Raw genomic sequence first — 22,653 nt, forward strand, 5'->3', positions numbered from 1 at the left:
AAATGTTAATTTAATGTGCTCAGTATAAATGGTGAATTCATTGCTGTCTCAGTTGATTTAAATACTTTCAACTCGCCTATAATATAGTAAATGATAAATTTGAAGAAGCGGGATAAGGTATGACGAAACAGAGCATGAAATATATTTTTATATTCATTATTGCTGCAATTTTATTTTATCGATTTACAGAGCGCCCACAACTTTTGTATGATTTTTTCAATATATTAGTCCAGATAAGTTTTTTACATGGCAAAAAACTTTTAAGGCCCTAGCAATGAAGAATGAGATTGTCTTTGACAATCTGTCAGGGAACTCAGTATTAAAGTGGATAACCAACTAGGACTGATGGAGAATTGTAAAATACATTTATGTGTCTATATAGGTAAAATTAAATTTATATTTTGGATTGATTGTATGAAGGATAAAAAGAATTTTTTTGAAATTAAACTCTATGTTAAAAACGAAGTCCAATTTAAATGTGTAATCTTGGAATAAATATCTGCTAACTGTATAAAGAAAAGGATTAAATTCATTTTTTTAAAGTAATAACTCAACTTTCTCAGTTGAAAAATAATCATAACTCCTTAATCTTCTAAAGGAGGGCATCTATCGAGTATCGCTCTTGACAATTTATTCTTTTTACTGGATAACATAAAAAAAGACATCCTTTCTGGAAATACTAATGGTAACCAGCCAATAGAAAGGATGTCATCATTATGTTACCACCATTTAAAGAATTTATGCTTTTACCCAAAGAAATGCAAGCAACTTTTTCTGAACTAAAAATCAGTTCCCATTTACGCCAAGCGAACATTAAAAAATCTAAGGGGTTCTCTTGTCTTTACCTCTTTACGTTGATTTTTCTATTAACTTTTCATCATAGAACGTGGTTTCAATCAAAATTCTGTGATCGTAAAGCTTCTGATTTACCAGGAAAAGATGTGGTCTACCGCTTTTTAAGTACCTCTACTTACAATTGGCGTCGATTCTTGCTTTCTTTAAGCCCTTACGTGATTTCACTTTGTACGAAACTCACAACGGATGATCGTGTTAATGTTTTAATTGTAGATGACTCTTTATTTGAACGTCATCGTAGTAAAAAAGTAGAGCTACTTTCAACGGTTTATGATCATGTCAGTCATAAGTACCTAAAGGGATTTCAACTGTTAACACTTGGGTGGTCAGATGGTTATTCATTTATCCCCTGTAACTTTTCATTAATGGTAAGTGCGAAGAAGTTACTAGTCAATCTTTCATCAGAGATCGATAAACGCAGTAGTGGATATAAGCGTCGTATAGAAGCACTAGTAGATAAACCCACTGCTACGCTAAACTTGGTGAAACAAACGTTATCTCAAGGTATAGCAGCTGATTACCTCTTAATGGATTCGTGGTTCACAGAAGCTCCCTTAATTAAAGAAGTGATGAATGAGGGGCTTGATGTCATTGGGATGGTTAAAAAGACTTCTAAACGATTTTATCAGTATAAAGGAAAGAAATTCCCACTTCAAACATTGATAACACACTGTAACGTCAATCAAAAGATATTTTCTCATCAAGAGGGAAGTCTAGGATCCATTCAAGTTAAATTAAATAACGGCATTCCAGTTAAAATCGTCTTCATTCGTCATCAAAAATATAAAACAGAGTGGTTAGCGATTTTAAGTACAAACACAAGTTTAAGTGATGAAGAAATCATTAGAATCTATGGTTACCGTTGGGACATTGAAGTGTTTTTTAAGTGCAATAAATCTCACTTAAAATTGAATAAAGAATTTCAATGTCGTTCATATGACTCAATGATTGGACATACAACGATTGTTTTTACACGTTATATCTTTTTAGCGTGGGAGAATCGCAAAACGAATGATCCTAAAACATTAGGAATGATATTTTATGACTACTGTTCAGAAGTCAAAGATGTGGATTTAGAAACAGCATTAAAAGGACTTTTAACGATGGTTCAAGAAATCATCGACCTAGGAGAAAGAGAAATTACAATTAACACAGAAGTAGTAAAAAAACAACTAGACAATTGGATGATGACTTTACCTAATTACATCAAGGGGTTATTGGGTTTTTCGTTGTGCGAAAGTTGAGGTAATAAGAAATCGCTTGGTGTAGATAAATAGTTTTCCTTACTTGTTGTAATCTAATAGTAGAATGAGTTAAAATCCCTATAAAATCAATAATTTTAACAAAAAAGGTAATTGATTCTACTATTCTATTCTTAATATGAAATAAAATCGTTTTCGTAAAGAGATTTGTAGAAAATATGTTTGAAAAAAGTATGAAAAAATGTTATTTTATTAAGGGAATTTTATCTCAAATGAAAGTTAGAAAAATACTAGGATACAAAAATGGAGGAAAGTATATGCAACAGCCACGTATGTTATCAGCTAAAGAGATTGCAAATGAAGTAGTTGAAGTTGGTAAGTATAAAGTATCACGTAAGAATAGTGTCGTTATCATCTCAGGGATGTTAGCTGGATTATTCATCGCCTTAGGGTACACAGTATATTTATTAGTATATGGACAAATGGAAAACCATTTTGTCGGGAAGCTTATTGGAGCATTCTTATTCCCAGTTGCTTTAATTTTAATTTTATTAACAGGAGCAGACTTATTTACTGGTAATACATTAATCGGTAAGGCGTATTTCAAAAAAGAAGTAAAACTATCAGCGTTTATTAAAAACTTAGCTTTAGTTTGGATTGGAAACTTATTAGGGACTTTATTAGGAGTTGCCTTATTAACAGGTGCACATTTATTTACTAATGGTGTTGATCCAGGAGTAGCAGATAGTATTCGTCATATTGCTGAAGTAAAAATCAATACTTTATCAACTTCAGAAGTCTTTTTCCGTGCAATTCTATGTAATATCTTAATTGCAGGTGGGGTATATGTTGCTTATGCTGCTAAAGATGTTGCTGGTAAATGTATTTTAAATATTATCGTTGTTGCAGTATTCGCAATTATGGGTGTAGAACACTGTATCGCGAATATGTTTGTCTTATCAATGGCTAAAGTATTAGGTGCTGATATTTCTTATGCAGGTATGGCATGGAACATATTCATTGCAACAATCGGTAACATTATTGGTGGATTTGTCATTGTTGTTCCTTATTACTATAACTTCATCCATAGTTACAAAAATAGACAACACTAATTTAAAATAGTTTGTAAGGTATTAATTCAAATAAAGATTTGGATTAATACCTTTTTTTAAGTTTATAAATAGAACTAACGTTTGTTTTTGTCCTCTTTTTAGACAGCTGTTTTTATGTTATAATGAAGCGATAAAGAGGTGATGTCGATGTTTGCATATTTAAAAGGATATGTTGCTTATAGTGGAAAAGATTTTGTGGTGATTGATGTGAATGGTATAGGGTATAAAGTTTATACAGCTAATCCATATGAGTTTAGAAAGGAAGAAGAGGTTCAAGTATTTACGCATCAAGTCGTATCAGAAAATGATATGAGCTTATATGGATTTAAAACAATGGAAGAGCATGATTTATTTATTAATTTAATTAGTGCCCGTGGAATTGGGCCAAAAACAGCATGTGCAATTTTGGCGATGAAGGATATGAGTGGTTTACGTCAGGCTATTGAGAATGGGGATGCAAAATATTTATGTAAGTTCCCTAAAATTGGGCCGAAGACAGCTCAGCAAATTATTTTAGATTTAAAAGGAAAATTAGTTGTTCCTGATGCTGCTTTATTTATGAATAACAGCTTAGCAGAAGCTCTTGAAGCATTACAAGCATTAGGGTATGGTGATAAAGAGTTAACAAAAGTTAAGACTGCATTTAAAGATATTGATGCTTCAGTAGATGAGATTATTAAAAAAGGTTTACAATTACTTGTTAAATAATTAAGGTAGGGATTTAGAATGGGGGATAAACAACGAGTTAATCCATTTGCAATTGGAGGAGCTTTTGTTCAGTATTGCATCGATCATCATATTTTAGAGGTCGAAATTTTAGGAAATGACATTAAATATTATCTCACTGAAAAGGGTGAACAAACATTAGAAAGTCAGTTTGGTATTGTTTTAACATCTTGTGCAAAAATAAATGAATGAGAAAGTAGGTAGGAGCATGACAGAAGAACGCTTAGTGACACCTGATGAAATGATGGAGGATGAGTCAGAGTTAAGTTTACGTCCAGAACGATTAAATCAGTATATTGGTCAAACAGCTGTTAAAGAAAATTTGCGTATTTTTATTGAAGCTGCTAAAAATCGTAATGAATCATTAGATCATGTTTTATTATTTGGACCTCCTGGACTTGGGAAAACAACTTTAGCAACAATTATCGCGAATGAGATGGGGGTTAATATTAAAACAACTTCAGGTCCAATGATTGAACGTAGCGGGGATTTAGCTGCCATTTTATCGGTTCTAGAACCAGGTGATGTTTTATTTATTGATGAGATTCATCGTTTACCAAAAAGTATTGAAGAGGTTTTATATCCGGCGATGGAAGATTATGTACTAGATATTGTGGTAGGAAAAGATGAGTCAGCACGTTCGATTCGTGTAGACTTAGCACCATTTACGTTAGTTGGAGCGACGACACGTGCAGGAGATTTATCAGCTCCACTTCGTGATCGCTTTGGTGTGATTAATCGTCTTGAATACTATAATGAAGAACAGTTACAATCAATTGTTAAGCGAACAGGAATCGTTTATGAAACTCCAATTGATGATCAAGCATCACTTGAGCTAGCGCGCCGTTCACGTGGAACACCACGTATTGCGAATCGATTATTCCGTCGTGTGCGTGATTATGCGCAAGTGATGGGAGATGGAGTGATTACGCATGATATTGCCCAGTTAGCCCTAGATCGTTTGGACATTGATTCATTAGGTCTTGATTATGTCGATCATAAATATCTAATGGGGATTATTGAACGCTTTGGTGGAGGGCCTTGTGGAATTGAAGCGATTGCTGCGTCAATTGGGGAAGAGCCACAAACGCTTGAAGATGTTTATGAACCCTATTTACTTCAATTAGGATTTATTAAGCGAACACCACGTGGTCGTGTTATCACACCACAAGCCTGTGAACATTTAAAGGTACCATATCCGTTAAAATAAAGATTGAAAAATGAGGATATTTGGTAGATAATTTATAAAGAGCTTTAAATTTTGCAACATAGAAAGTTGGTGTGTTATGCGAGTAGAACAATTCGATTTTGAATTACCTGAAGAATTAATCGCACAGACTCCGTTAAAAGATCGCGATACATCGCGCTTAATGGTTTTAAATAAAAAAACGGGTGAAGTTAACCATGAAGTTTTTCATGATATCATCAATCATTTGCGCCCAAATGATACGTTAGTTTTAAATAATACGAAAGTCATGCCGGCTCGTTTAATTGGACAGAAGCCTGATACAGGAGCTAGTATTGAAGTATTGCTTTTAAAACAAGAAGAGCAAGATTGTTGGGAAACGCTCGTGAAACCGGCAAAACGTGTGAAAATTGGAACGATTGTTGAATTTGGTGATGGTCGTTTAAAAGCCGAGTGTATCGGAACAGGTGATATGGGGAAACGTATTTTTAAATTCGTTTATGAAGGGATTTTCTACGAAGTATTAGATTCATTAGGCGAAATGCCTTTACCTCCATATATCACAGAGAAATTAGATGATCGTGATCGTTATCAAACGGTTTTCGCGAAAGAAATTGGATCAGCAGCAGCTCCAACAGCAGGGTTACATTTTACGACGGAATTATTAGATCAAATTAAGGCTAAAGGGATTAATATTACTTATGTCACTTTACACGTTGGTCTTGGAACATTCAGACCTGTTTCAGTTGATAGTGTTGAAGAACATGATATGCATGCTGAGTTCTATCAAATGTCTCAAGAGACTGCTGATGTTTTAAATGCGACACATGAAAAAGGTGGACGTATTATTACAGTTGGGACGACATCAACACGTACCCTTGAAACGATTGCACGTGATCATGGGAAATTTATTGCATGTGAAGGATGGACAGATATTTTTATTTATCCACCCTATCAATTTAAAGGGATTGATGGAATGATTACAAACTTCCATTTACCTAAATCAACCTTAATTATGTTAATCTCAGCTTTAGCGGGACAAGAATCAGTGATGAATGCTTACCGTATTGCTGTTGAAGAAAAATATCGTTTCTTTAGTTTTGGAGATGCGATGTTAATTATTGAAGAGTAGCAACTAAGATAGTAAAAGTGAGGTGCCGATCTTGGCGATTAAGTACGAATTAATACATGAATGTAAACAATCAGGTGCGCGCTATGGAAAACTTCATACGCCACATGGAACTTTTGAAACACCTGTTTTCATGCCTGTTGGAACGTTAGCCACAGTCAAAACTTTATCACCAGAAGAATTAGATCAAATGGGAGCTAAAATCATTTTAGCGAATACGTATCATTTATGGTTACAACCAGGTGAGAAAATCGTTGAAGAAGCAGGTGGATTACATAAATTTGAAAACTGGGGTGGAGCGATTTTAACAGACTCTGGTGGATTCCAAGTTTTCAGTTTAAGTAAATTACGTGAAATTACAGAAGAAGGGGTTACGTTCCGTGATCATCGTAATGGAGCTCCATTATTTATGTCACCTGAAATTTCAATCGGTGTACAAAATTCATTAGGGGCTGATATCATTATGTCATTTGATGAATGTCCACCATATCCAGCAACATTTGAATATATGAAAAACTCAGTTGATCGTACCATCCGCTGGGCGGAACGTGGGAAAAAGGCTCATAAAAACCCTGAAACACAAGCTTTATTCGGAATTGTACAGGGAGGAGAATTCCCAGAGTTACGTAAATACTGTGCTGAAAAATTAGTTGAAATGGACTTCCCAGGATATTCAATTGGTGGGGTATCAGTGGGTGAGCCTAAAGATGTTGCTCGCAAAATGATTGAGTATACAGTACCTTATTTACCAAAAGATAAGCCACGTTACTTAATGGGAGTTGGATCACCAGATGATTTAATTGATGGAGCAATTCGTGGAATTGATATGTTTGACTGTGTATTACCAACACGTATCGCTCGTCATGGAACAGCGATGACATCAGTTGGTCGTGTTGTCATTAAAAATAAAGTGTATGAACGTGATTTCACGCCACTAGATCCAAACTGTGATTGCTATACATGTAAAAACTATACACGTTCATATATCCGCCACTTAATTAAGGCCAATGAGTCATTTGGTCAACGTTTAGTATCATATCATAATTTACACTTCTTAATTAATTTAATGGAACAAATTCGTGAGGCAATTCGTAATGACCGCTTATTAGATTTCCGTGAAGAATTCTTTGAACAATACGGAATTAATTTACCAGGATCACGTGGATTTTAATAATGGATGCGGAATCAACCATTAAGTCGTTGGTTGATAAGTATAAAATGATTGGATGAACTCAATATATGAGCTTGATCAATAAAGGAAACGGAGAGATTAAAAATGAATCAAACAGTATTATTAGTGTTACAATTAGTATTATTAGGGGTTATCTTTTACTTCTTCATGATTCGTCCAGAAAACAAGCGTCGTAAAGCTATCGCTACGATGCAAAGTAGTTTAGAAAAAGGGGATCGTGTCGTAACAATTGGTGGGATCCATGGACGTATTCATGCATTAGAACAGGAAACAGTGACGTTAATTAATGATGAAGGTCAAAAATGGATTTTTGAACGTAATGCTATTTCTCGTAAGGTAGAAAAATAATCATAAAAAGAGCACATTAATGTGCTCTTTTTTTATCCATTTAAAAAGCATCTATTCAATTAATGAATGAGATGCTTTTTTGGAAATAGTTTAAGTGACCGATTGAGGATTATCTTTTAGCACTTGGTAAGTTTACCCCAATCATTCCTCCTGTAATACAAACAACAAAGGTGATTAAGCTTCGAATGAAAAACTTTAAGGTTAATGGACTATCAATTCCAATAGTATAGAACATTAGACTTAATAAGACCATCGTTGTTGCTACACCGATTCCAATTAACCAACCTTTTTGTGCAAATTTTTTAGAAATTAAAGTTGTACCGATAAAGAAAATTGCAACGAATGAGGCATAGATTAATTTGTCAAGCACGCCTACTGAAATCCATTCAAAATAAGCAAATGTTGTTATAAGAAGTCCAAGGATGAGGATACTAATAACAATGAATGCAATGCCATGTAGTAAGGCTTTTCCTAGTTTTTCTGACATATTCTCAACTCCCATTACAGTATGTATTCAATAGTAACTGTATGAGAAAAAATTAAAGTTTATGCGGCTTTATACATAAAACAATTAAGTAGATTAAGCGAAAAAGGAGAATTTATGGATTCAAATTGTTATGTTGTGATATATAGAACCACACTTTTTTATATTATCCTATTAATCGTGTTTAAATTAATGGGAAAAAGGGAAATTGGTCAATTAACGTTGCTTGACTTAGTAGTTTCAGTATTAATGGCTGAAATTGCAGCTATGGCGATTGATAACTTAAACCGTCCTATTCATGAGGTATTGTTAGCCATTGGGTTACTTGGAGCCTTGCAGTTTACTTCAGCCTTTATTACCTTACGGTTTAAGAAAGTTCGTGAAATTATTGATGGAAAACCGTCTATTTTAATTCATCAAGGTCGAATTGATTTAGATGAGATGAGAAGACAGCGCTATACCTTTGACGATTTAATGCTACAATTGCGAGCTAATAATATTTCTTCTATTTTTGAAGTTGAATACGCCATTTTAGAGTCGAATGGTCAATTATCTTCCTTTAAACGAGATGATATGAGCTTCTGTCCATTACCTATTATTACATCTGGTGGTTTAGAAAAAGAAAATTTATTAAAAATTCAAAAAACGAAGGAATGGGTGGAAGAAGAATTAGAGAAACAGGGAATTTTTGAAATTAAAGAGGTTTATTATGCAGCGTATGATGGGAAAGAACTTCATTTTTTAACCCGTGAATCATTAAATATGAAAGAAAAAAAACGTCACTAGTCGTAGTGACGTTTTAAAGAATGAGATTGTCATTTGAATTATTCCGTGAATGTTGTTCTTTTATGTTATAATATGGTTGTTATTTGGAACGTAGGGTGTCTGCCATTTTTTCTGTAGGAAATAGCCCACAAATAAATAATAAGAATAAATAAGCGATTCCAACAATAAAGCTAATCATAATCATATTTAAAAAGGAGTCTGTACTAAAGACAACCGCTAATTTTAAATAGGATCCTAGCATAAAGGTTACAGCGATGATTAAAATGGCATTAATAACTGAGCGCATATTCATATGATAAGCAATATGTTTTCTAACAAGCAAATAGTGCCATGCAGTAACAAAAACAACGTTAAATAATACGGCAATGACTAGTCCGTAAATATTGAGGCTTGGAATTTGAAGGAGAATAATCATCATAATAATTTTAATAACTGAAGAGATTAAGGTTGTGCTCATGGCTTGTGTTGCCTCATCAATGGCTTGCAAAGTAGAAGTTAGTGGTGCTTGGAAATAAAGTAATAGAAATACTGGTGCCATGACAATTAAATAATTGGCTCCTGTTGAAGAATCAAATAATAGATTCATGAGCTCAACAGGAAATAGCATTAATAGGACGGTATAAATTCCACTTGGTAAGAATGAGAGTTGGAATGCATTGTCTAGGTGTGAATGAATACGATCAAATCGTTTGCTAGCATAAGCTTGGCTAATAGGTGGGACAATGGCTTGTGTGATAGCATTAGTAATAAATGATGGCATTAGAACTAATGGTAAAGCAAACCCAGAAACTGCACCATAAAGTTTTGCACTGAGTTCACTACTGTAACCAATCTTGAATAAGCATTGCACCACAATAATTGGTTCTAGAAAGTGGGAGAATGAACCAATAAGGCGACTACCTGTGGCAGGCAGAGAGATGGCCAAGACATCTTTAAAATTTTGTGGACTTAAATGAATAGGCTTTAGGGTAGCCCCGTAATGATTATGATGGATATGTTTGAAGAATAGGAATAAGAGAATTAAAATTGATGCAAATTCTCCGGCAATCGATGCCCACATCGTTCCTACTACACCGTAAATAATTCCATAAGGTAATGACCAGTTAATAAATAAGATAGAGATGACAATTCGAACAATTTGTTCAACGAGTGTTGAAATAGCTGATGGGAACATATTTTGTTCCCCTTGGAAGTATGCTTTTAAAATAGTCGATAGAGAAACGAAAAAGAGTAGTGGACCAATTGAGATTAATGGTAAATAAGTTCGTTCATCTTTCAGTAAATAGATTGCTAAAGGTTTGGCAATAAAGAAGAGTAAGATACTCACTAGCAAACTTGATACCATTGCAATAATGAGTGAGACGGATAAGACTTTTTTCTGACGTTCATTGGCTCTCGAAATTAATGTTGGGATGGCAATTGGAAGTCCTATGCTTGCGAAGGTTGTTAAAAGCATGAGGGTAGGTGCAATTAACATGTAAATTCCAATTCCGTCTTCGCCAAGTAGTCGTGTGACAATAACTCGGTTAACCATACCTAAGATTTTAGTGATTAAACCGGCTATAACGAGAATAAATGTTCCTTGTGCTACGCTTTGTTTTTTCATAATTTTTCCACCTATACTTTAGTTATGATTTTGCTTAAGTCTATGAGTATGAAGTTTAAAATATGAAGGTGAGGAGATACTTTTGTTTAAATCAAGAATGAATTGGAAAATATCTGACATATTTCGTGAGGACTATGACTCACAAACCACAGTGCTAAATCCTGCGATTGAGCAACTAGTGTTAGCACGTCAACTGGCTACGGCTGAGAGTTTGGATACATTTGCAAAAGAGGAAACCATTCATCATGATCCTTTTTTGTTTTCAGAAATGTCAAAAATTATTACGCGTATTAATGAGGCAATTGATCAAGGAGAGCCGATTTTAATTTATGGGGATTATGATGCAGATGGTGTAACAGGAACATCGATTTTAGTTCGTTGTTTACGTGAGCTTGGGGCCCTAGTTGATTATTATATTCCAAATCGCTTTTATGAAGGGTATGGACCGAATGAAGATGCGTTTATGCAGGCAATTGCTGATGGTTATCAGTTAGTCATCACCGTAGATAATGGGATTGCTGGAGTTGATGAGGCAGAAATTCTACTTGAACATGGGGTTGATTTGATTATTACGGATCATCACCAGGTAAAAGAAACACTTCCACGTGCCTACGCCATCTTGCACCCTGAACTCGATGAAAATTATCCATTCCATCATTTATCAGGGGCAGGGGTAGCCTTAAAAGTAGCAGAAGCTTTATTACAAGAAGTGATTCCTGAAGATTTTTATGCCATTGCAATGCTTGGAACGATTGGGGATGTCGTTCCATTAATTGATGAAAATCGTTCGATTGTTAAACGCGGACTAGCTGCTTTACGTGAAACAGAAATTGAAGGATTAAATGCAATGATGGACCTAGCTGGAACCGAAAAGTCTGAGGTAACAGAAGTTAATGTCGGTTTTGAACTATGTCCCCGTTTGAATGCACCTGGTCGAATGGATGAGGCCGCTTTATCAGTCGAGTGTTTAATTGCAGAAAGTGAAGAAGAGGCTAAACTCATTGCCGATCAAATTGAAAGTTTTAATAGCGAGCGGCAAAAGGTAACACAAAAAGTGTTGGAGGAAGCGACAAAGTTAGTGGATGCGAAAACATTAGCTAAGAAAAAAGTCGTTATTTTATACTCACCGAATTGGCATGAAGGTATTTTAGGAATTGTCGCAGGACGCTTAGCGAAGCAATGGCAAAAAGCTGTTTTTGTCGTCACAGATGATCATGAGGGATTCCTTAAAGGATCGGCTCGTGCGGTAGAAGGGTATCACTTATTTGAACTATTGAATAAATGTCAAGATTTAATCGAACGTTTCGGTGGTCATGCTTTAGCAGCGGGGATTACGTTTGCTCCTGAAAATTTACAAGCCTTGGAAGACAAGATGAATGAATTATTACAAGAGGTTGAAGTGACACCGAGTCTTCAAGTTGATCTAAGTTTACCTTTAGCGGATTTAAATATTTCGTTTGTTGAACAGCTTTCAATATTAGCTCCATTTGGTGAAGGAAATCGTCCACCTGTTATTGAGCTTAAAAATGTTTATGTCAAAAATGTTAAACCAATTGGAAATAAGCTACAGCATTTGAAATTTACGCTATATCAAGAAAAACACTCAGTTGATGTAATAGCTTTCAATCAAGCCCCACTTGCTATGTATTTGACGCCTGATACATTATTTAGTTTTGTGGGAGAGGCTAAAATAAACGAATGGAATGGAAATCGTAGTGTGCAATTTCATTTTATTGATGTTTTGTGCAATGAGTTTCAATTAATCGATCTTCGTAATCGACAAGCGTATGAACAACGAAAAGATCAACTTCAGCTAGCAACGACGTATACGAATGCAGCAGAGATTGATGATATTGAGACATTGGTCATTAATCAGCTTCCAAGTTCAAAAGAAGAGTTAATGACTTTGATTACAAGAAAGAAGCCAGGAAATATTGTAATAGCGCCACTTGAATCAAATGTCACGTTTGCTCCACGTGAGAAGTTTGTCAGCGTATATAAAGTTGTGAAACAACATGGGCCTATTACGTTGAATCACCAAATGATTAATTATTTTATGCGTTTAGGGATTAGTAAAAATGAATTATTATTTATTTTACAGGTGTTTTTTGAAGTAGAACTTGTTATAATAAAGAATGGCTCTGTTTTTCCAACTGATAGTGTGACCAAGCGTGATTTAGCAGAAGCACCAACGTATCAATCTCAAAAGGCAAAACTTGAGATGCTTGAGTTTTTTGAGTTAACGACGTGGTCAGAATTAAAAACAACCTTTAAAACAGCTAGGGAGGAAATGACTCATGAATCTTAAAGATTATGTAGCAAATGTACCTAACTTTCCAAAAGAGGGTATTCAATTTAAAGATATTACACCGTTAATGGCGGATGGACAAGCTTATAGCTATGCGACAAATCAAATGGTTGAATTTGCAAAGCAACAAAACGCTGAAGTGATTGTAGGTCCAGAAGCTCGTGGATTTATTTTTGGATGCCCTGTTGCACATGAATTAAAAATCGGATTTGCGCCAGTTCGTAAACCAGGAAAATTACCTCGTGAAACAGTATCATTCAATTATGATTTAGAATATGGTTCAAATACATTATGCATGCACAAAGATGCCATTAAACCAGGACAACGCGTTTTAATTGTAGATGATTTATTAGCAACAGGTGGAACAGTTGAAGCAACAGTTAAGTTAATTGAACAACTTGGTGGTGTTGTTGTTGGATGTGCATTCTTAATTGAATTAGAAGAGTTAAATGGTCGCAAAACATTAGAAAATTATGAAGTTTTATCGTTAATGAAATACTAAGGCTGCGAAATATAAAAGATTGAGTAGAGATGAAGCATTTATTGTTGCATTTCTACTTTTTTTTATGTTAAAATTTTAAAAAAGTAACAATATAGCATATTGTAAATATGACAAAAGGTTAAATGGTTGATGAAATATCATCCTTTTTTTTCATCTTAGGAAAGATTAAAATTTCTAAGTTTTCTTGAAACAAATCGTAGTTTTAGCTTTATAATAAAATAAGTAGATTAGACAATAGGAGTAATGCTTATGTACCAATTAAACGGGTATGAAATATCAATTGATCATGTTTTAGAGCAAGCTAAAACGTATATTAAAAATCCAGATAGTATTGCGGTCATCGAACGTGCTTTTGAACTTGCCTTTCAAAAACATAAAGACCAATTGCGAAAATCAGGTGAACCTTATATTATTCATCCGATTGAGGTTGCTTATATTTTAGCTAAATGGCAAACAGGGCCTCGTACGATTGCCTCAGGACTATTACATGATATTATCGAAGACACAGAGATTACAAAAGAAGAAATTGCAGAATTATTTGATGATGAAATTGCAGAAATTGTTGACGGTGTAACGAAGCTAACGAAGCTTAAATATAAATCAAAAGAAAAACAACAAGCAGAAAATCACCGTAAAATGTTACTAGCCATGAGTAAAGATATTCGTGTAATCCTAGTTAAATTAGCGGATCGTTTACACAACATCCGAACACTTAAATTTTTACCGCCTGAAAAGCAATGTTCCATTGCTCATGAAACGATGGAGATTTATGTTCCGATTGCCCATCGTTTAGGGATGTATCGTGTGAAAGCTGAGCTTGAGGATACCTCACTTCGCTTTTTGAAGCCAGAAGATTTTTATCGTATTGCCCAATTAATTAAGCAAAAAAAACATGAGCGTGAGCAACAAATTCAAGAAATGGAAGACGAAATTACGGCCGCTTTAGCGGAATATCATATTCCGTTTGAAATCAAAGGTCGTATTAAAAATATTTATAGCGTGTACAAAAAAATGATGACGCGCGAAAAAGACTTTGAAGAAATCTATGATTTATTAGCAATTCGCTTAATTGTTAATTCAGTTCCAGAATGTTATTCAGCTCTTGGAGTGATTCATGCGCACTTTAAACCTATCCCAAATCGTTTTAAAGATTATATTGCCATGCCAAAGCCAAATATGTATCAGTCATTACATACGACCATTATTGGTCCAAATGGAAATATATTTGAAGTACAAATTCGTACAAAAGAGATGGATGAAATTGCTGAACAAGGGGTTGCAGCACACTGGGCATATAAAGAAAATCGTCAAATTACGGCTAAACAAGAACAACAAGAAATTCAAGATAAATTAAAATGGTATGAAACATTAATTGCGTACCAAGAAGAAGTGAACGATGCTGAAAAATTAATGAAGCTTGTTAAAGATGACATTTTTAATGCCAATGTTTATGTGTTTACACCTAATGGTGATGTCTTTGACTTCCCTCCAGGATCAACACCAATTGATTTTGCTTATCGTATTCATACCAATTTAGGACATAAAACAACGGGTGCAATAGTTAATGGTAAAATCGTGACCTTAAATTATCAATTAAAAACGGGCGATATTGTTGAAATTAAATCCTCTCGTAATTCGTTTGGTCCGAGTGAAGATTGGTTAAATATTGTTAAAACATCACAAGCACGCCATAAAATTCGTCAATACTTTAACCGTACTAAACGTGAGGAGTATACGCATAAAGGAGAGGAAATGTTCTTAAAAGAACTAGCCTCAAAAGACTTATCATTGAGTTCAATTGATATGCAAAAATTACTTGGAGCGTATAAAAAACAAAGTATTGAGAAATTAGATGAATTATATTATCAAATTGGGCGCGGACGCTTAGTAGCTAAGACGATTCTTGAGCGATATTTTGCGGATGGGAAAGAAGTTGATGATACAGAGTTAATTCAACAAATTAATGATGCAGCAAAAATCAAAGAAGAACATCGTAAAAAAGCAAAAAATCGTTTCGGAATTATTGTAGATGGGTTAGATAATGTTGATTTACGCATTGGTAAATGTTGTCACCCGGTTCCGGGTGATCCAATTGTTGGTTATATTACAAAAGGAAGCGGGATTACGATCCATCATGCTGAGTGTCATAATGCTAAAATAGATGGTCGTATTGTTCCAGTTGAATGGGATGATGAGCATTCAAATTCATTTAATGCTAAGATTAAAGTGACAGTCCTTGATCGTAAAAATGTGTTAGGCGATATCATTCAAAAATTAACGGTTATTAATGCAAATATTACAGAATTAAATGCATTGACTTCAAATGATACGATTATTATTAACTTATCGTTATCTGTTCGTAATATTGATCAATTAGTAAGTGTTGTGAATACGATTAAACGGGTCAAAGATGTCTTTAGTGTCGAGCGTATCATTCAATAGTGAGGTGAAAACAGATGAGAGTCGTTGTTCAACGAGCAAGACAAGCAAAAGTAACGGTTGATGGTAAGGTAACAGGTGCTATTGAACATGGATTAATGCTATTAGTTGGGATCACGCACGAAGATACAGTGAAAGATTTAGAGTATTGTGCAAAGAAAGTCGCTAATTTACGAATCTTCGAAGATGAACAAGGAAAAATGAATTTATCAATCAAAGAGGTAGGCGGATCGATTCTTTCTATTTCTCAATTCACCTTATACGGGGAAACTAAAAAAGGGAATCGACCAAGTTTTATCGAGGCAGCACGTCCAGAGGTCGCAGAGCCTTTATACCATCAATTTAATCAAATTTTAAGAGAGACTTATGAGATACAAGTAGAAACAGGAATATTTGGTGCAATGATGGATGTCTCCTTTACAAATAATGGTCCTGTTACTTTAATCGTTGAATCTTAAAAAGAAATGTATTATAATAAAGAAAATAGTCAATAATACTTATAAATTCGAAGATCGAGAGATTCTATAAAAATAATACGTGACAGAGAACGAAGCCTTGGCTGGAAGCTTCGACGGATAAATTATAGATAGACACTCGTGAGAAAATATTCTGAACTGCTAGTAGGAATATTCGTTGACGGCGTTAACGTTTTAAAGTGGTAATAGTTTTAGACTATTACAAGTAAGGTGGCACCGCGTATACTACGTCCTTAGATTTAATCTAAGGACTTTTTTTATACTCGAAAAAAGGCTTTACTAAACACGATGAAATAACCCAATCATCCTGAATGAGAGGAAAGCCTCAACAATCATGACTATGAAAGGAGCTCTAACATGAATTTCAGTAAACCAAAAGGAACATACGATGTTCTACCTAAAGAAAGTGCACGTTGGCAAAATGTTGAAAGTTTAATTCGTGAAATCTGTTCAATTTTCAACTATAAAGAAATCCGTACACCAATGTTTGAAAGTACACAATTATATCACCGTTCTGCTGGTGAAACATCAGATGTTGTTTCAAAAGAAACATATGACTTCAAAGATCGTGGAGATCGTTCAATGACATTACGTCCGGAAGGAACAGCTGGAGTCGTGCGTAGTTACATTGAAAATAAATTATATGCAGATCAAATGGTTCAAAAATTATTCTATATTGGACCAATGTTCCGCTATGAGCGTCAACAAAAAGGACGTTATCGTCAACACGTTCAATTCGGGACAGAAGTATTTGGAAGTGCAGATCCTGCTATCGATGCAGAAGTTATCTCATTAGCTGTTACGTTATATCAAGTTTTAGGACTTCGTAACATTAAAGTTAAATTAAACTCATTAGGGGATACACAAAGTCGTGAAAACTATCGTGCAGCCTTACTTGCACACTTTGAAGGGCATAAAGAAGAGTTATGTTCAGATTGCCAAGTGCGTTTAGAAAAAAATCCATTACGCGTGTTAGATTGTAAAGTTGACCGCAATAAAGAGATTATGCAAAACGCTCCTCAAATGATTGATCACCTAACAGACGAAGATCGTGCATACTTCTTAAATGTTCAAAAATATTTAAAAGCGATGGGAATCGAATATGAGTATGATGCGACATTAGTTCGTGGATTTGATTACTATACACATACAATCTTTGAAATCCAAGCAGACATTGAAGGATTTGGAGCTCAAAACACATTATGTGGTGGAGGGCGTTATAACAAGTTAGTGTCTGAATTAGGTGGACCAACAGTTCCAGCTATCGGATTCGGTATGGGACTTGAACGTTTATTATTAGCATTAGAAGCTGAAGGAATTCAAGTTGCTGGAGAAGATGCTGTGGACTTCTTCTTAATCGCATTAGGAGAAGATGCTAAGATCTTTGGATCACGTTTATTATTTGATTTACGTTCACGCGGATTAGCCTGTGAAACGGACTATTTAGGGAAAAACTTAAAAGGTCAATTTAAACAAGCAGATCGCTACAATGCTCGTTATACAGCAATTCTTGGAGATGAAGAATTAAAACACGGCATGATTAATATTAAAAATAATCAAACAGGAACTCAAGAAACCATTCCAGTTGGATTTATTATTGACTACATTATTCAAGACCAACAGCGTAATCACCAACATGGTGGAGGATGCTGTGGTGGTCATGGACACGATGAAGACCATGGATGCTGCGGTGGACATGGACATGATGATGACCATGAATGCTGTGGAGGAAATGGACACGGCTGTGGATGCCAACATTAAGAAGAGGTGAGTAGTATGAATCGTACACATAATAATGGAGAATTAAGACTTGAACATGTAGGTCAAGTTGTTGAATTAAAAGGTTGGGTTGCTAAAACTCGTAACTTAGGTGGATTAGTTTTCATTGATTTACGCGACCGTTATGGAATTACTCAGTTAGTAGCTAATCCAGAAAACGTAAGTCATGAAGTTTTAGAAGCGGCAAACAAAGTACGTAATGAGTATGTAATCGCTGTTAAAGGAACAGTGGCTGAGCGTCAAAGTAAAAACCCTAATATGGCAACAGGAGATATTGAAATTATCTTAGATGAACTAACAATTATCTCTGAAGCAGAAATGACACCTTTAATTATTGCTGATGAAACTGATGCGTTAGAAGATACACGTTTAAAATATCGTTATTTAGATTTACGTCGTCCTGTGATGCAAAAGAACTTCATTTTACGTCACAACATCTTAAAATCAATTCGTAGCTATTTAGATGGAAATGATTTTATTGAAGTAGAAACGCCGTATTTAAATAAATCAACACCAGAAGGAGCACGCGACTATTTAGTTCCAAGTCGTGTCCATGAAGGTCATTTCTATGCTTTACCTCAATCACCACAAATCTTCAAACAGTTATTAATGGTTTCGGGATTTGAACGCTATTATCAAATCGCTCGTTGCTTCCGTGATGAAGATTTACGTGCGGATCGTCAGCCTGAATTCACTCAAATTGACATTGAGACATCATTCTTAACTCAAGAAGAAATCATGAATATGATTGAAGAGATGCTAGTTAAAATGATGAAAGACGTTAAAGGATTAGATGTTGCTCGTCCGTTCCCACGTTTAAGCTATGAAGAGGCGATGGAACGCTTTGGTTCAGATAAGCCAGATACACGTTTTGAAATGGAATTAATTGCTTTAAATGACGTTGTTGCTAATTGTGGCTTCTCAGTATTTGCACAGGCAGTTGAAGCTGGAAATGAAGTTAAAGCATTATGTGTTAAAGGATCAGCAGAACGTTTTTCTCGTAAAGACATTGATAAATTAACAGACTTTGTTAAAAAATATAAAGCTAAAGGTTTAGCATGGATTAAAGTAGTGGAAGAAGGATTCAACGGTCCAATTGCTAAATTCTTCAATGAAGAAGAAGTTGCAAATATTAAAGAAGCAACAAATGCTGAAGTGGGAGACTTATTATTATTTGTTGCTGATAAAAAATCAGTCGTTGCAGATAGCTTAGGAGCATTACGTTTACATTTAGGAAAAGAATTAGGATTAATCGATGAATCTAAATTCAATTTCTTATGGGTGATTGATTGGCCACTATTCGAATATGATGAAGAGGCTGGACGATTCTTTGCTGCTCACCATCCATTCACAATGCCAAGCTTAGATACATTAGACACATTTGATACAGATTCTCACAATGCAAAAGCACAGGCTTATGATATTGTCTTAAATGGATACGAATTAGGTGGAGGATCATTACGTATTTATCGTCCAGATGTACAATCTCGTATGTTTGAAACATTAGGATTTACAAAAGAAGAAGCTGAAGAACAATTCGGATTCTTAATGAACGCATTTAAATATGGAACACCTCCACACGGTGGATTAGCGTTAGGATTAGACCGTATCGCCATGATCTTAACAGGATCTCAAAGCTTACGCGATGTTATTGCTTTCCCTAAAAATGCATCAGCATCATGCCCGATGACTGAAGCTCCTGGAACAGTAACAGACGCACAATTAGAAGAATTACATATTCAACTAAGAAAATAATGAAATTGCTAGACCTAGTCAATGAGACTAGGTCTTTTTAGTGTAAATAAGTGTATGAATTTGTATTTTTTTGTGTAAAAAAATATCCAACTGTTTTCAATTATGGCTAAATCATGTAAAATGGTGCTATATGTTTTTTCTTCATAAATAGTCTAGAGTTATTTAACTATTAGGGGCAGGATAAAGAAAGTATAGTCAAATGTACTGATACTATTTTCAGAAGCGGTTATGATAACGAATCGTGTGATTATAGTACAGAGTGGAAAGGGACGGTGTAGACATGAATATGAAAAAGATCATGAGGCAACCATTAGCGGTTTTTGGTAGTATATTTTTGATTACAACCTTACTGCTGGTAGGTGTTCTTCTTTATCAAGTTAAGGGGATTACTGATGGTGGGAAAAGTAGTGATAATGTAATAAAACCAACTCCACCAATTGTTGAAAAAGTTCCAGATGAGTATCAGTTATCAGATGTAGCGACAGCTTATCAAAAAGAAGTTTTTGAAGAGTTAGTGACTGCGCAACATGCATATAAAGATAAATATACGGAGTTAACTAAAGAAGAATATGCGACTTTAGTTGTGAAAAATTTCATAGCAGATTTCTATACATGGTCTAATAAGACCGGACGCAATGACGTAGGTGGTGTACAATTTATTGCAGAAGAAATGAGATCTACTTTTAGAAAACAGGCTATTGATGGATTTTATGAAAATTTATATTTTTATTTAAATGATTATGAAGCGACATCTTTAATAACTGTCAATGATGTAACCATTTTAGATGTTAATTTAAATGATACACTTAAAACAGAGGATGAAGTGATTGATTGTATTTCAGTTCAGGCGAGTTGGCAATATGAATTATCTTCTTCAGTTGAGATAGAACAATTCCAAAGTGAAGCAACATTTATTTTAACTGAATCAGAAGATCATTTAGTCCTAAATGCAATTTTATCGGAGTAAGGAGGGGAAAGCCATGTTTAATAATAAGGGTTTAAAATGGATTTACAGAATAATCATGATTTTACCGATTATTCCAATTATATGGAATATTATTTATATCAATCAATATTCAGGATTTGATTCTTTGTTGCGTTTGAATCTTTCGTTAATCTTCATCTTCTTATATTTAGCTATTTTAATGTTTGGATTATATGTTGTTAAAGAAGAGAACAAAGTAGGCACAATCATTTTAACAATAGTTGCATTGATTGGTCTTTTTACAGGAACGTATTTTGGATATGTTAATACACGCGTTTATCATTCGTTAAATAACATGACGATGCAAGACTCAATTATTAGTTATAGTTTAGTTACAATGGCAGATAGTCCTTTCACTGAAGTAAAAGATTTAGAAGGGTATACAATTGGGACTTTAAATTTAACTAAGCAAGAAGTGATTGATAATATTGACCAATTTTTAGAAGAAAATGAATTAACAGATGAAGCAGAAGTTGAAAAATATGATTCTCCAATTTCTATGATTCATGATTTATATGATGGAAAAGTTGATGCGATTATTGTAGGGGATAACTATGGTTCATTATTTTCAGAACAATTAGGATTTGAAGATATTAAAAATGAAACTAAAATATTAGCTAATATTGAGACTGTTATTCAGCAAGAAGAATTAAAACCAGGAATGGCTAATACGTCATTAATTGACGATCCATTCTCCATTTTACTAATTGGAGTTGATTCAACTGAACAAGGATTAGAAGCTGCTTCATTAGCTGATTCATTAATTATAGCGACTGTGAATCCTCAGAATCTATCAGTAACGATGACATCTATTCCACGTGATTCATATGTTGAAATTCCATGTTTTAATAATACAAAAGATAAAATTACGCATTCAAATAATGGTGGAACAACGTGTGTCATTGAATCAGTTGAGAAAATGTTTGATTTAAATATTCCTTATTATGTAAAGATTAACTTTAAAGGGGTTGTTGAGTTAGTTGATACAATCGGTGGAATTTACGTTGATGTACCTGTGACAATTGAAGAACAAGATAGTAATCGTCAGTTTGGTGAGCATTTAATTACTGTTGAGGAAGGGTATCAACATTTAAATGGAGAACAAGCGTTAGCACTTTCTCGTCATCGTAAGACGTTAGCTAAAGGTGATTTAGGTCGTGCAGAACATCAACAATTGGTTATTGAGGGAATTGTAAATCAAATGTTAACAGAAATGAACACAGTTGGTGAGTTTTTAGATTTATTAGATGTTTTAGGTAATAACATTGAAACAAATATCTCACTCAATCAGATGACATCAAGTCTTCAATATTTATTAGGGCTTGTCTCAACATTTAATGGTCAAAATCCATTAGACTATATTCATATTAAGAGCATGGTTGTAAGTGCTCAATATGGTTATATGGATAATCCGTATTATAGCTTTAAGTTAAGCTATGCTTTCCCATATAAAGGGGCTATCGCAGATGCACGTGAACAAATGTTAATTAACTTAGAGCAGGAATCGCCTCAATTTAACTATAGCTTCACATTTAATGGATTTGAAGAATATGAAGGCACTCAGTGGGTACAAACGTATTATAATGAGCCACTTCCTGGAGGAGCAACAGAGAATAATGTAACTACAGATGATGAGGAGGAAGTAAAAGCACCTATAAAAGAAGAAAATAACTCATCAATGAATAATAATGTCACAGTAACACCACCAACACATAATTCAGGCAATAGTAATTTAAATAATGGTTCAAATATAACTCAACCAGAAACGCCAATGGTACCAGAA

The 22,653-nt window shown here is 34.4% G+C and carries 19 protein-coding genes and 1 other annotated feature; of the genes, 17 read left to right on the top strand and 2 right to left on the bottom strand.

The annotated features are described in order from the left end of the window. Positions 1-716: 716 nt before the first annotated feature. The 8 genes from NEH75_RS07635 (at position 717) to yajC (ending at position 7,750) form a co-directional block, all read left to right on the top strand. Positions 717-2,099, top strand: a complete 1,383-nt coding sequence (locus NEH75_RS07635) for a transposase (protein WP_055305451.1) — start codon at positions 717-719, stop codon at positions 2,097-2,099. A 275-nt stretch (positions 2,100-2,374) separates the two neighbouring features. Next, the gene (locus NEH75_RS07640; RefSeq protein ID WP_055274747.1) at positions 2,375-3,169 is read left to right on the top strand and encodes a formate/nitrite transporter family protein; all 795 of its coding nucleotides are present in this window, start codon (positions 2,375-2,377) and stop codon (positions 3,167-3,169) included. A 147-nt stretch (positions 3,170-3,316) separates the two neighbouring features. Next, positions 3,317-3,877, top strand: coding sequence for a Holliday junction branch migration protein RuvA (gene ruvA / locus NEH75_RS07645; protein ID WP_055244457.1), 561 nt, complete (start codon positions 3,317-3,319; stop codon positions 3,875-3,877). A gap of 18 nt (positions 3,878-3,895) precedes the next feature. After that, positions 3,896-4,087, top strand: a complete 192-nt coding sequence (locus tag NEH75_RS07650; RefSeq protein ID WP_055244458.1) for a hypothetical protein — start codon at positions 3,896-3,898, stop codon at positions 4,085-4,087. 16 nt (positions 4,088-4,103) lie between these two features. Continuing rightward, positions 4,104-5,105 carry a Holliday junction branch migration DNA helicase RuvB gene (gene ruvB, locus NEH75_RS07655; RefSeq protein WP_055244460.1) on the top strand — a complete coding sequence of 334 codons (1,002 nt, stop codon included), beginning with the start codon at positions 4,104-4,106 and terminating at the stop codon, positions 5,103-5,105. A gap of 76 nt (positions 5,106-5,181) precedes the next feature. Then, complete coding sequence (gene queA, locus NEH75_RS07660) at positions 5,182-6,213, top strand: tRNA preQ1(34) S-adenosylmethionine ribosyltransferase-isomerase QueA (protein ID WP_055244462.1); 1,032 nt, start codon at positions 5,182-5,184, stop codon at positions 6,211-6,213. Between the two features lie 31 nt (positions 6,214-6,244). After that, complete coding sequence (gene tgt, locus NEH75_RS07665; protein ID WP_055244463.1) at positions 6,245-7,381, top strand: tRNA guanosine(34) transglycosylase Tgt; 1,137 nt, start codon at positions 6,245-6,247, stop codon at positions 7,379-7,381. 105 nt (positions 7,382-7,486) lie between these two features. Next, positions 7,487-7,750 carry a preprotein translocase subunit YajC gene (gene yajC, locus NEH75_RS07670; RefSeq protein ID WP_055244465.1) on the top strand — a complete coding sequence of 88 codons (264 nt, stop codon included), beginning with the start codon at positions 7,487-7,489 and terminating at the stop codon, positions 7,748-7,750. Between the two features lie 109 nt (positions 7,751-7,859). On the opposite strand, the gene NEH75_RS07675 is transcribed toward yajC, so the two are convergent. Further along, positions 7,860-8,237, bottom strand: coding sequence for a TIGR04086 family membrane protein (locus NEH75_RS07675; RefSeq protein ID WP_055244466.1), 378 nt, complete (start codon positions 8,235-8,237; stop codon positions 7,860-7,862). A 189-nt stretch (positions 8,238-8,426) separates the two neighbouring features. Here NEH75_RS07675 and NEH75_RS07680 point away from each other — a divergent pair, with 189 nt between their 5' ends. Next, positions 8,427-9,020, top strand: coding sequence for a DUF421 domain-containing protein (locus NEH75_RS07680; RefSeq protein ID WP_238580533.1), 594 nt, complete (start codon positions 8,427-8,429; stop codon positions 9,018-9,020). Positions 9,021-9,099: 79 nt separating this feature from the next. Here the strand turns inward: NEH75_RS07680 and spoVB are convergent, their stop codons facing one another. After that, positions 9,100-10,626 (bottom strand): stage V sporulation protein B, encoded by a 1,527-nt coding sequence (gene spoVB, locus NEH75_RS07685; protein ID WP_055305452.1) that lies wholly within the window; start codon positions 10,624-10,626, stop codon positions 9,100-9,102. 82 nt (positions 10,627-10,708) lie between these two features. Between spoVB and recJ the strand changes: the two genes are divergently transcribed. From recJ to NEH75_RS07725, 8 genes are all read left to right on the top strand, one after another. Continuing rightward, positions 10,709-12,934: a single-stranded-DNA-specific exonuclease RecJ gene (recJ, locus tag NEH75_RS07690; protein ID WP_238581288.1), complete on the top strand. Its 2,226-nt coding sequence runs from the start codon at positions 10,709-10,711 to the stop codon at positions 12,932-12,934. Next, entirely contained in the window at positions 12,924-13,436 is a 513-nt protein-coding gene (locus tag NEH75_RS07695; protein WP_055244473.1) for an adenine phosphoribosyltransferase, read from the top strand. The genes recJ and NEH75_RS07695 overlap by 11 nt, the downstream gene beginning before the upstream one ends. Positions 13,437-13,685: 249 nt before the next feature. Continuing rightward, entirely contained in the window at positions 13,686-15,878 is a 2,193-nt protein-coding gene (locus tag NEH75_RS07700; RefSeq protein WP_055305454.1) for a RelA/SpoT family protein, read from the top strand. Positions 15,879-15,892: 14 nt separating this feature from the next. After that, positions 15,893-16,333: a D-aminoacyl-tRNA deacylase gene (gene dtd, locus NEH75_RS07705; RefSeq protein WP_055244477.1), complete on the top strand. Its 441-nt coding sequence runs from the start codon at positions 15,893-15,895 to the stop codon at positions 16,331-16,333. A 41-nt stretch (positions 16,334-16,374) separates the two neighbouring features. Next, positions 16,375-16,589 (top strand) — a binding site (T-box leader). 119 nt (positions 16,590-16,708) lie between these two features. Continuing rightward, positions 16,709-18,112 (top strand): histidine--tRNA ligase, encoded by a 1,404-nt coding sequence (gene hisS / locus NEH75_RS07710; protein WP_055244479.1) that lies wholly within the window; start codon positions 16,709-16,711, stop codon positions 18,110-18,112. Between the two features lie 15 nt (positions 18,113-18,127). Beyond that, positions 18,128-19,885 carry an aspartate--tRNA ligase gene (gene aspS / locus NEH75_RS07715; protein ID WP_055305455.1) on the top strand — a complete coding sequence of 586 codons (1,758 nt, stop codon included), beginning with the start codon at positions 18,128-18,130 and terminating at the stop codon, positions 19,883-19,885. Positions 19,886-20,165: 280 nt separating this feature from the next. After that, positions 20,166-20,852: a hypothetical protein gene (locus NEH75_RS07720; protein ID WP_262948724.1), complete on the top strand. Its 687-nt coding sequence runs from the start codon at positions 20,166-20,168 to the stop codon at positions 20,850-20,852. 13 nt (positions 20,853-20,865) lie between these two features. Beyond that, positions 20,866-22,653 (top strand): LCP family protein (locus tag NEH75_RS07725; protein ID WP_262948725.1); only part of this gene is annotated, 1,788 nt, incomplete at its 3' end.

Source organism: Turicibacter sp. T129, from assembly GCF_025594975.1.
Lineage (GTDB): Bacteria > Bacillota_I > Bacilli_A > MOL361 > Turicibacteraceae > Turicibacter > Turicibacter bilis.

Excerpts from the sequence above, each read along its gene's own strand:
- NEH75_RS07700 (WP_055305454.1), top strand. The coding sequence starts at position 13,686 with ATGTACCAATTAAACGGGTATGAAATATCAATTGATCATGTTTTAGAG.
- ruvB (WP_055244460.1), top strand. The coding sequence starts at position 4,104 with ATGACAGAAGAACGCTTAGTGACACCTGATGAAATGATGGAGGATGAG.
- NEH75_RS07675 (WP_055244466.1), bottom strand. The coding sequence starts at position 8,237 with ATGTCAGAAAAACTAGGAAAAGCCTTACTACATGGCATTGCATTCATT.
- NEH75_RS07680 (WP_238580533.1), top strand. The coding sequence starts at position 8,427 with ATGGGAAAAAGGGAAATTGGTCAATTAACGTTGCTTGACTTAGTAGTT.
- spoVB (WP_055305452.1), bottom strand. The coding sequence starts at position 10,626 with ATGAAAAAACAAAGCGTAGCACAAGGAACATTTATTCTCGTTATAGCC.
- ruvA (WP_055244457.1), top strand. The coding sequence starts at position 3,317 with ATGTTTGCATATTTAAAAGGATATGTTGCTTATAGTGGAAAAGATTTT.
- NEH75_RS07695 (WP_055244473.1), top strand. The coding sequence starts at position 12,924 with ATGAATCTTAAAGATTATGTAGCAAATGTACCTAACTTTCCAAAAGAG.
- NEH75_RS07720 (WP_262948724.1), top strand. The coding sequence starts at position 20,166 with ATGAATATGAAAAAGATCATGAGGCAACCATTAGCGGTTTTTGGTAGT.
- hisS (WP_055244479.1), top strand. The coding sequence starts at position 16,709 with ATGAATTTCAGTAAACCAAAAGGAACATACGATGTTCTACCTAAAGAA.
- queA (WP_055244462.1), top strand. The coding sequence starts at position 5,182 with ATGCGAGTAGAACAATTCGATTTTGAATTACCTGAAGAATTAATCGCA.
- NEH75_RS07650 (WP_055244458.1), top strand. The coding sequence starts at position 3,896 with ATGGGGGATAAACAACGAGTTAATCCATTTGCAATTGGAGGAGCTTTT.
- aspS (WP_055305455.1), top strand. The coding sequence starts at position 18,128 with ATGAATCGTACACATAATAATGGAGAATTAAGACTTGAACATGTAGGT.
- yajC (WP_055244465.1), top strand. The coding sequence starts at position 7,487 with ATGAATCAAACAGTATTATTAGTGTTACAATTAGTATTATTAGGGGTT.
- NEH75_RS07640 (WP_055274747.1), top strand. The coding sequence starts at position 2,375 with ATGCAACAGCCACGTATGTTATCAGCTAAAGAGATTGCAAATGAAGTA.
- NEH75_RS07635 (WP_055305451.1), top strand. The coding sequence starts at position 717 with ATGTTACCACCATTTAAAGAATTTATGCTTTTACCCAAAGAAATGCAA.
- dtd (WP_055244477.1), top strand. The coding sequence starts at position 15,893 with ATGAGAGTCGTTGTTCAACGAGCAAGACAAGCAAAAGTAACGGTTGAT.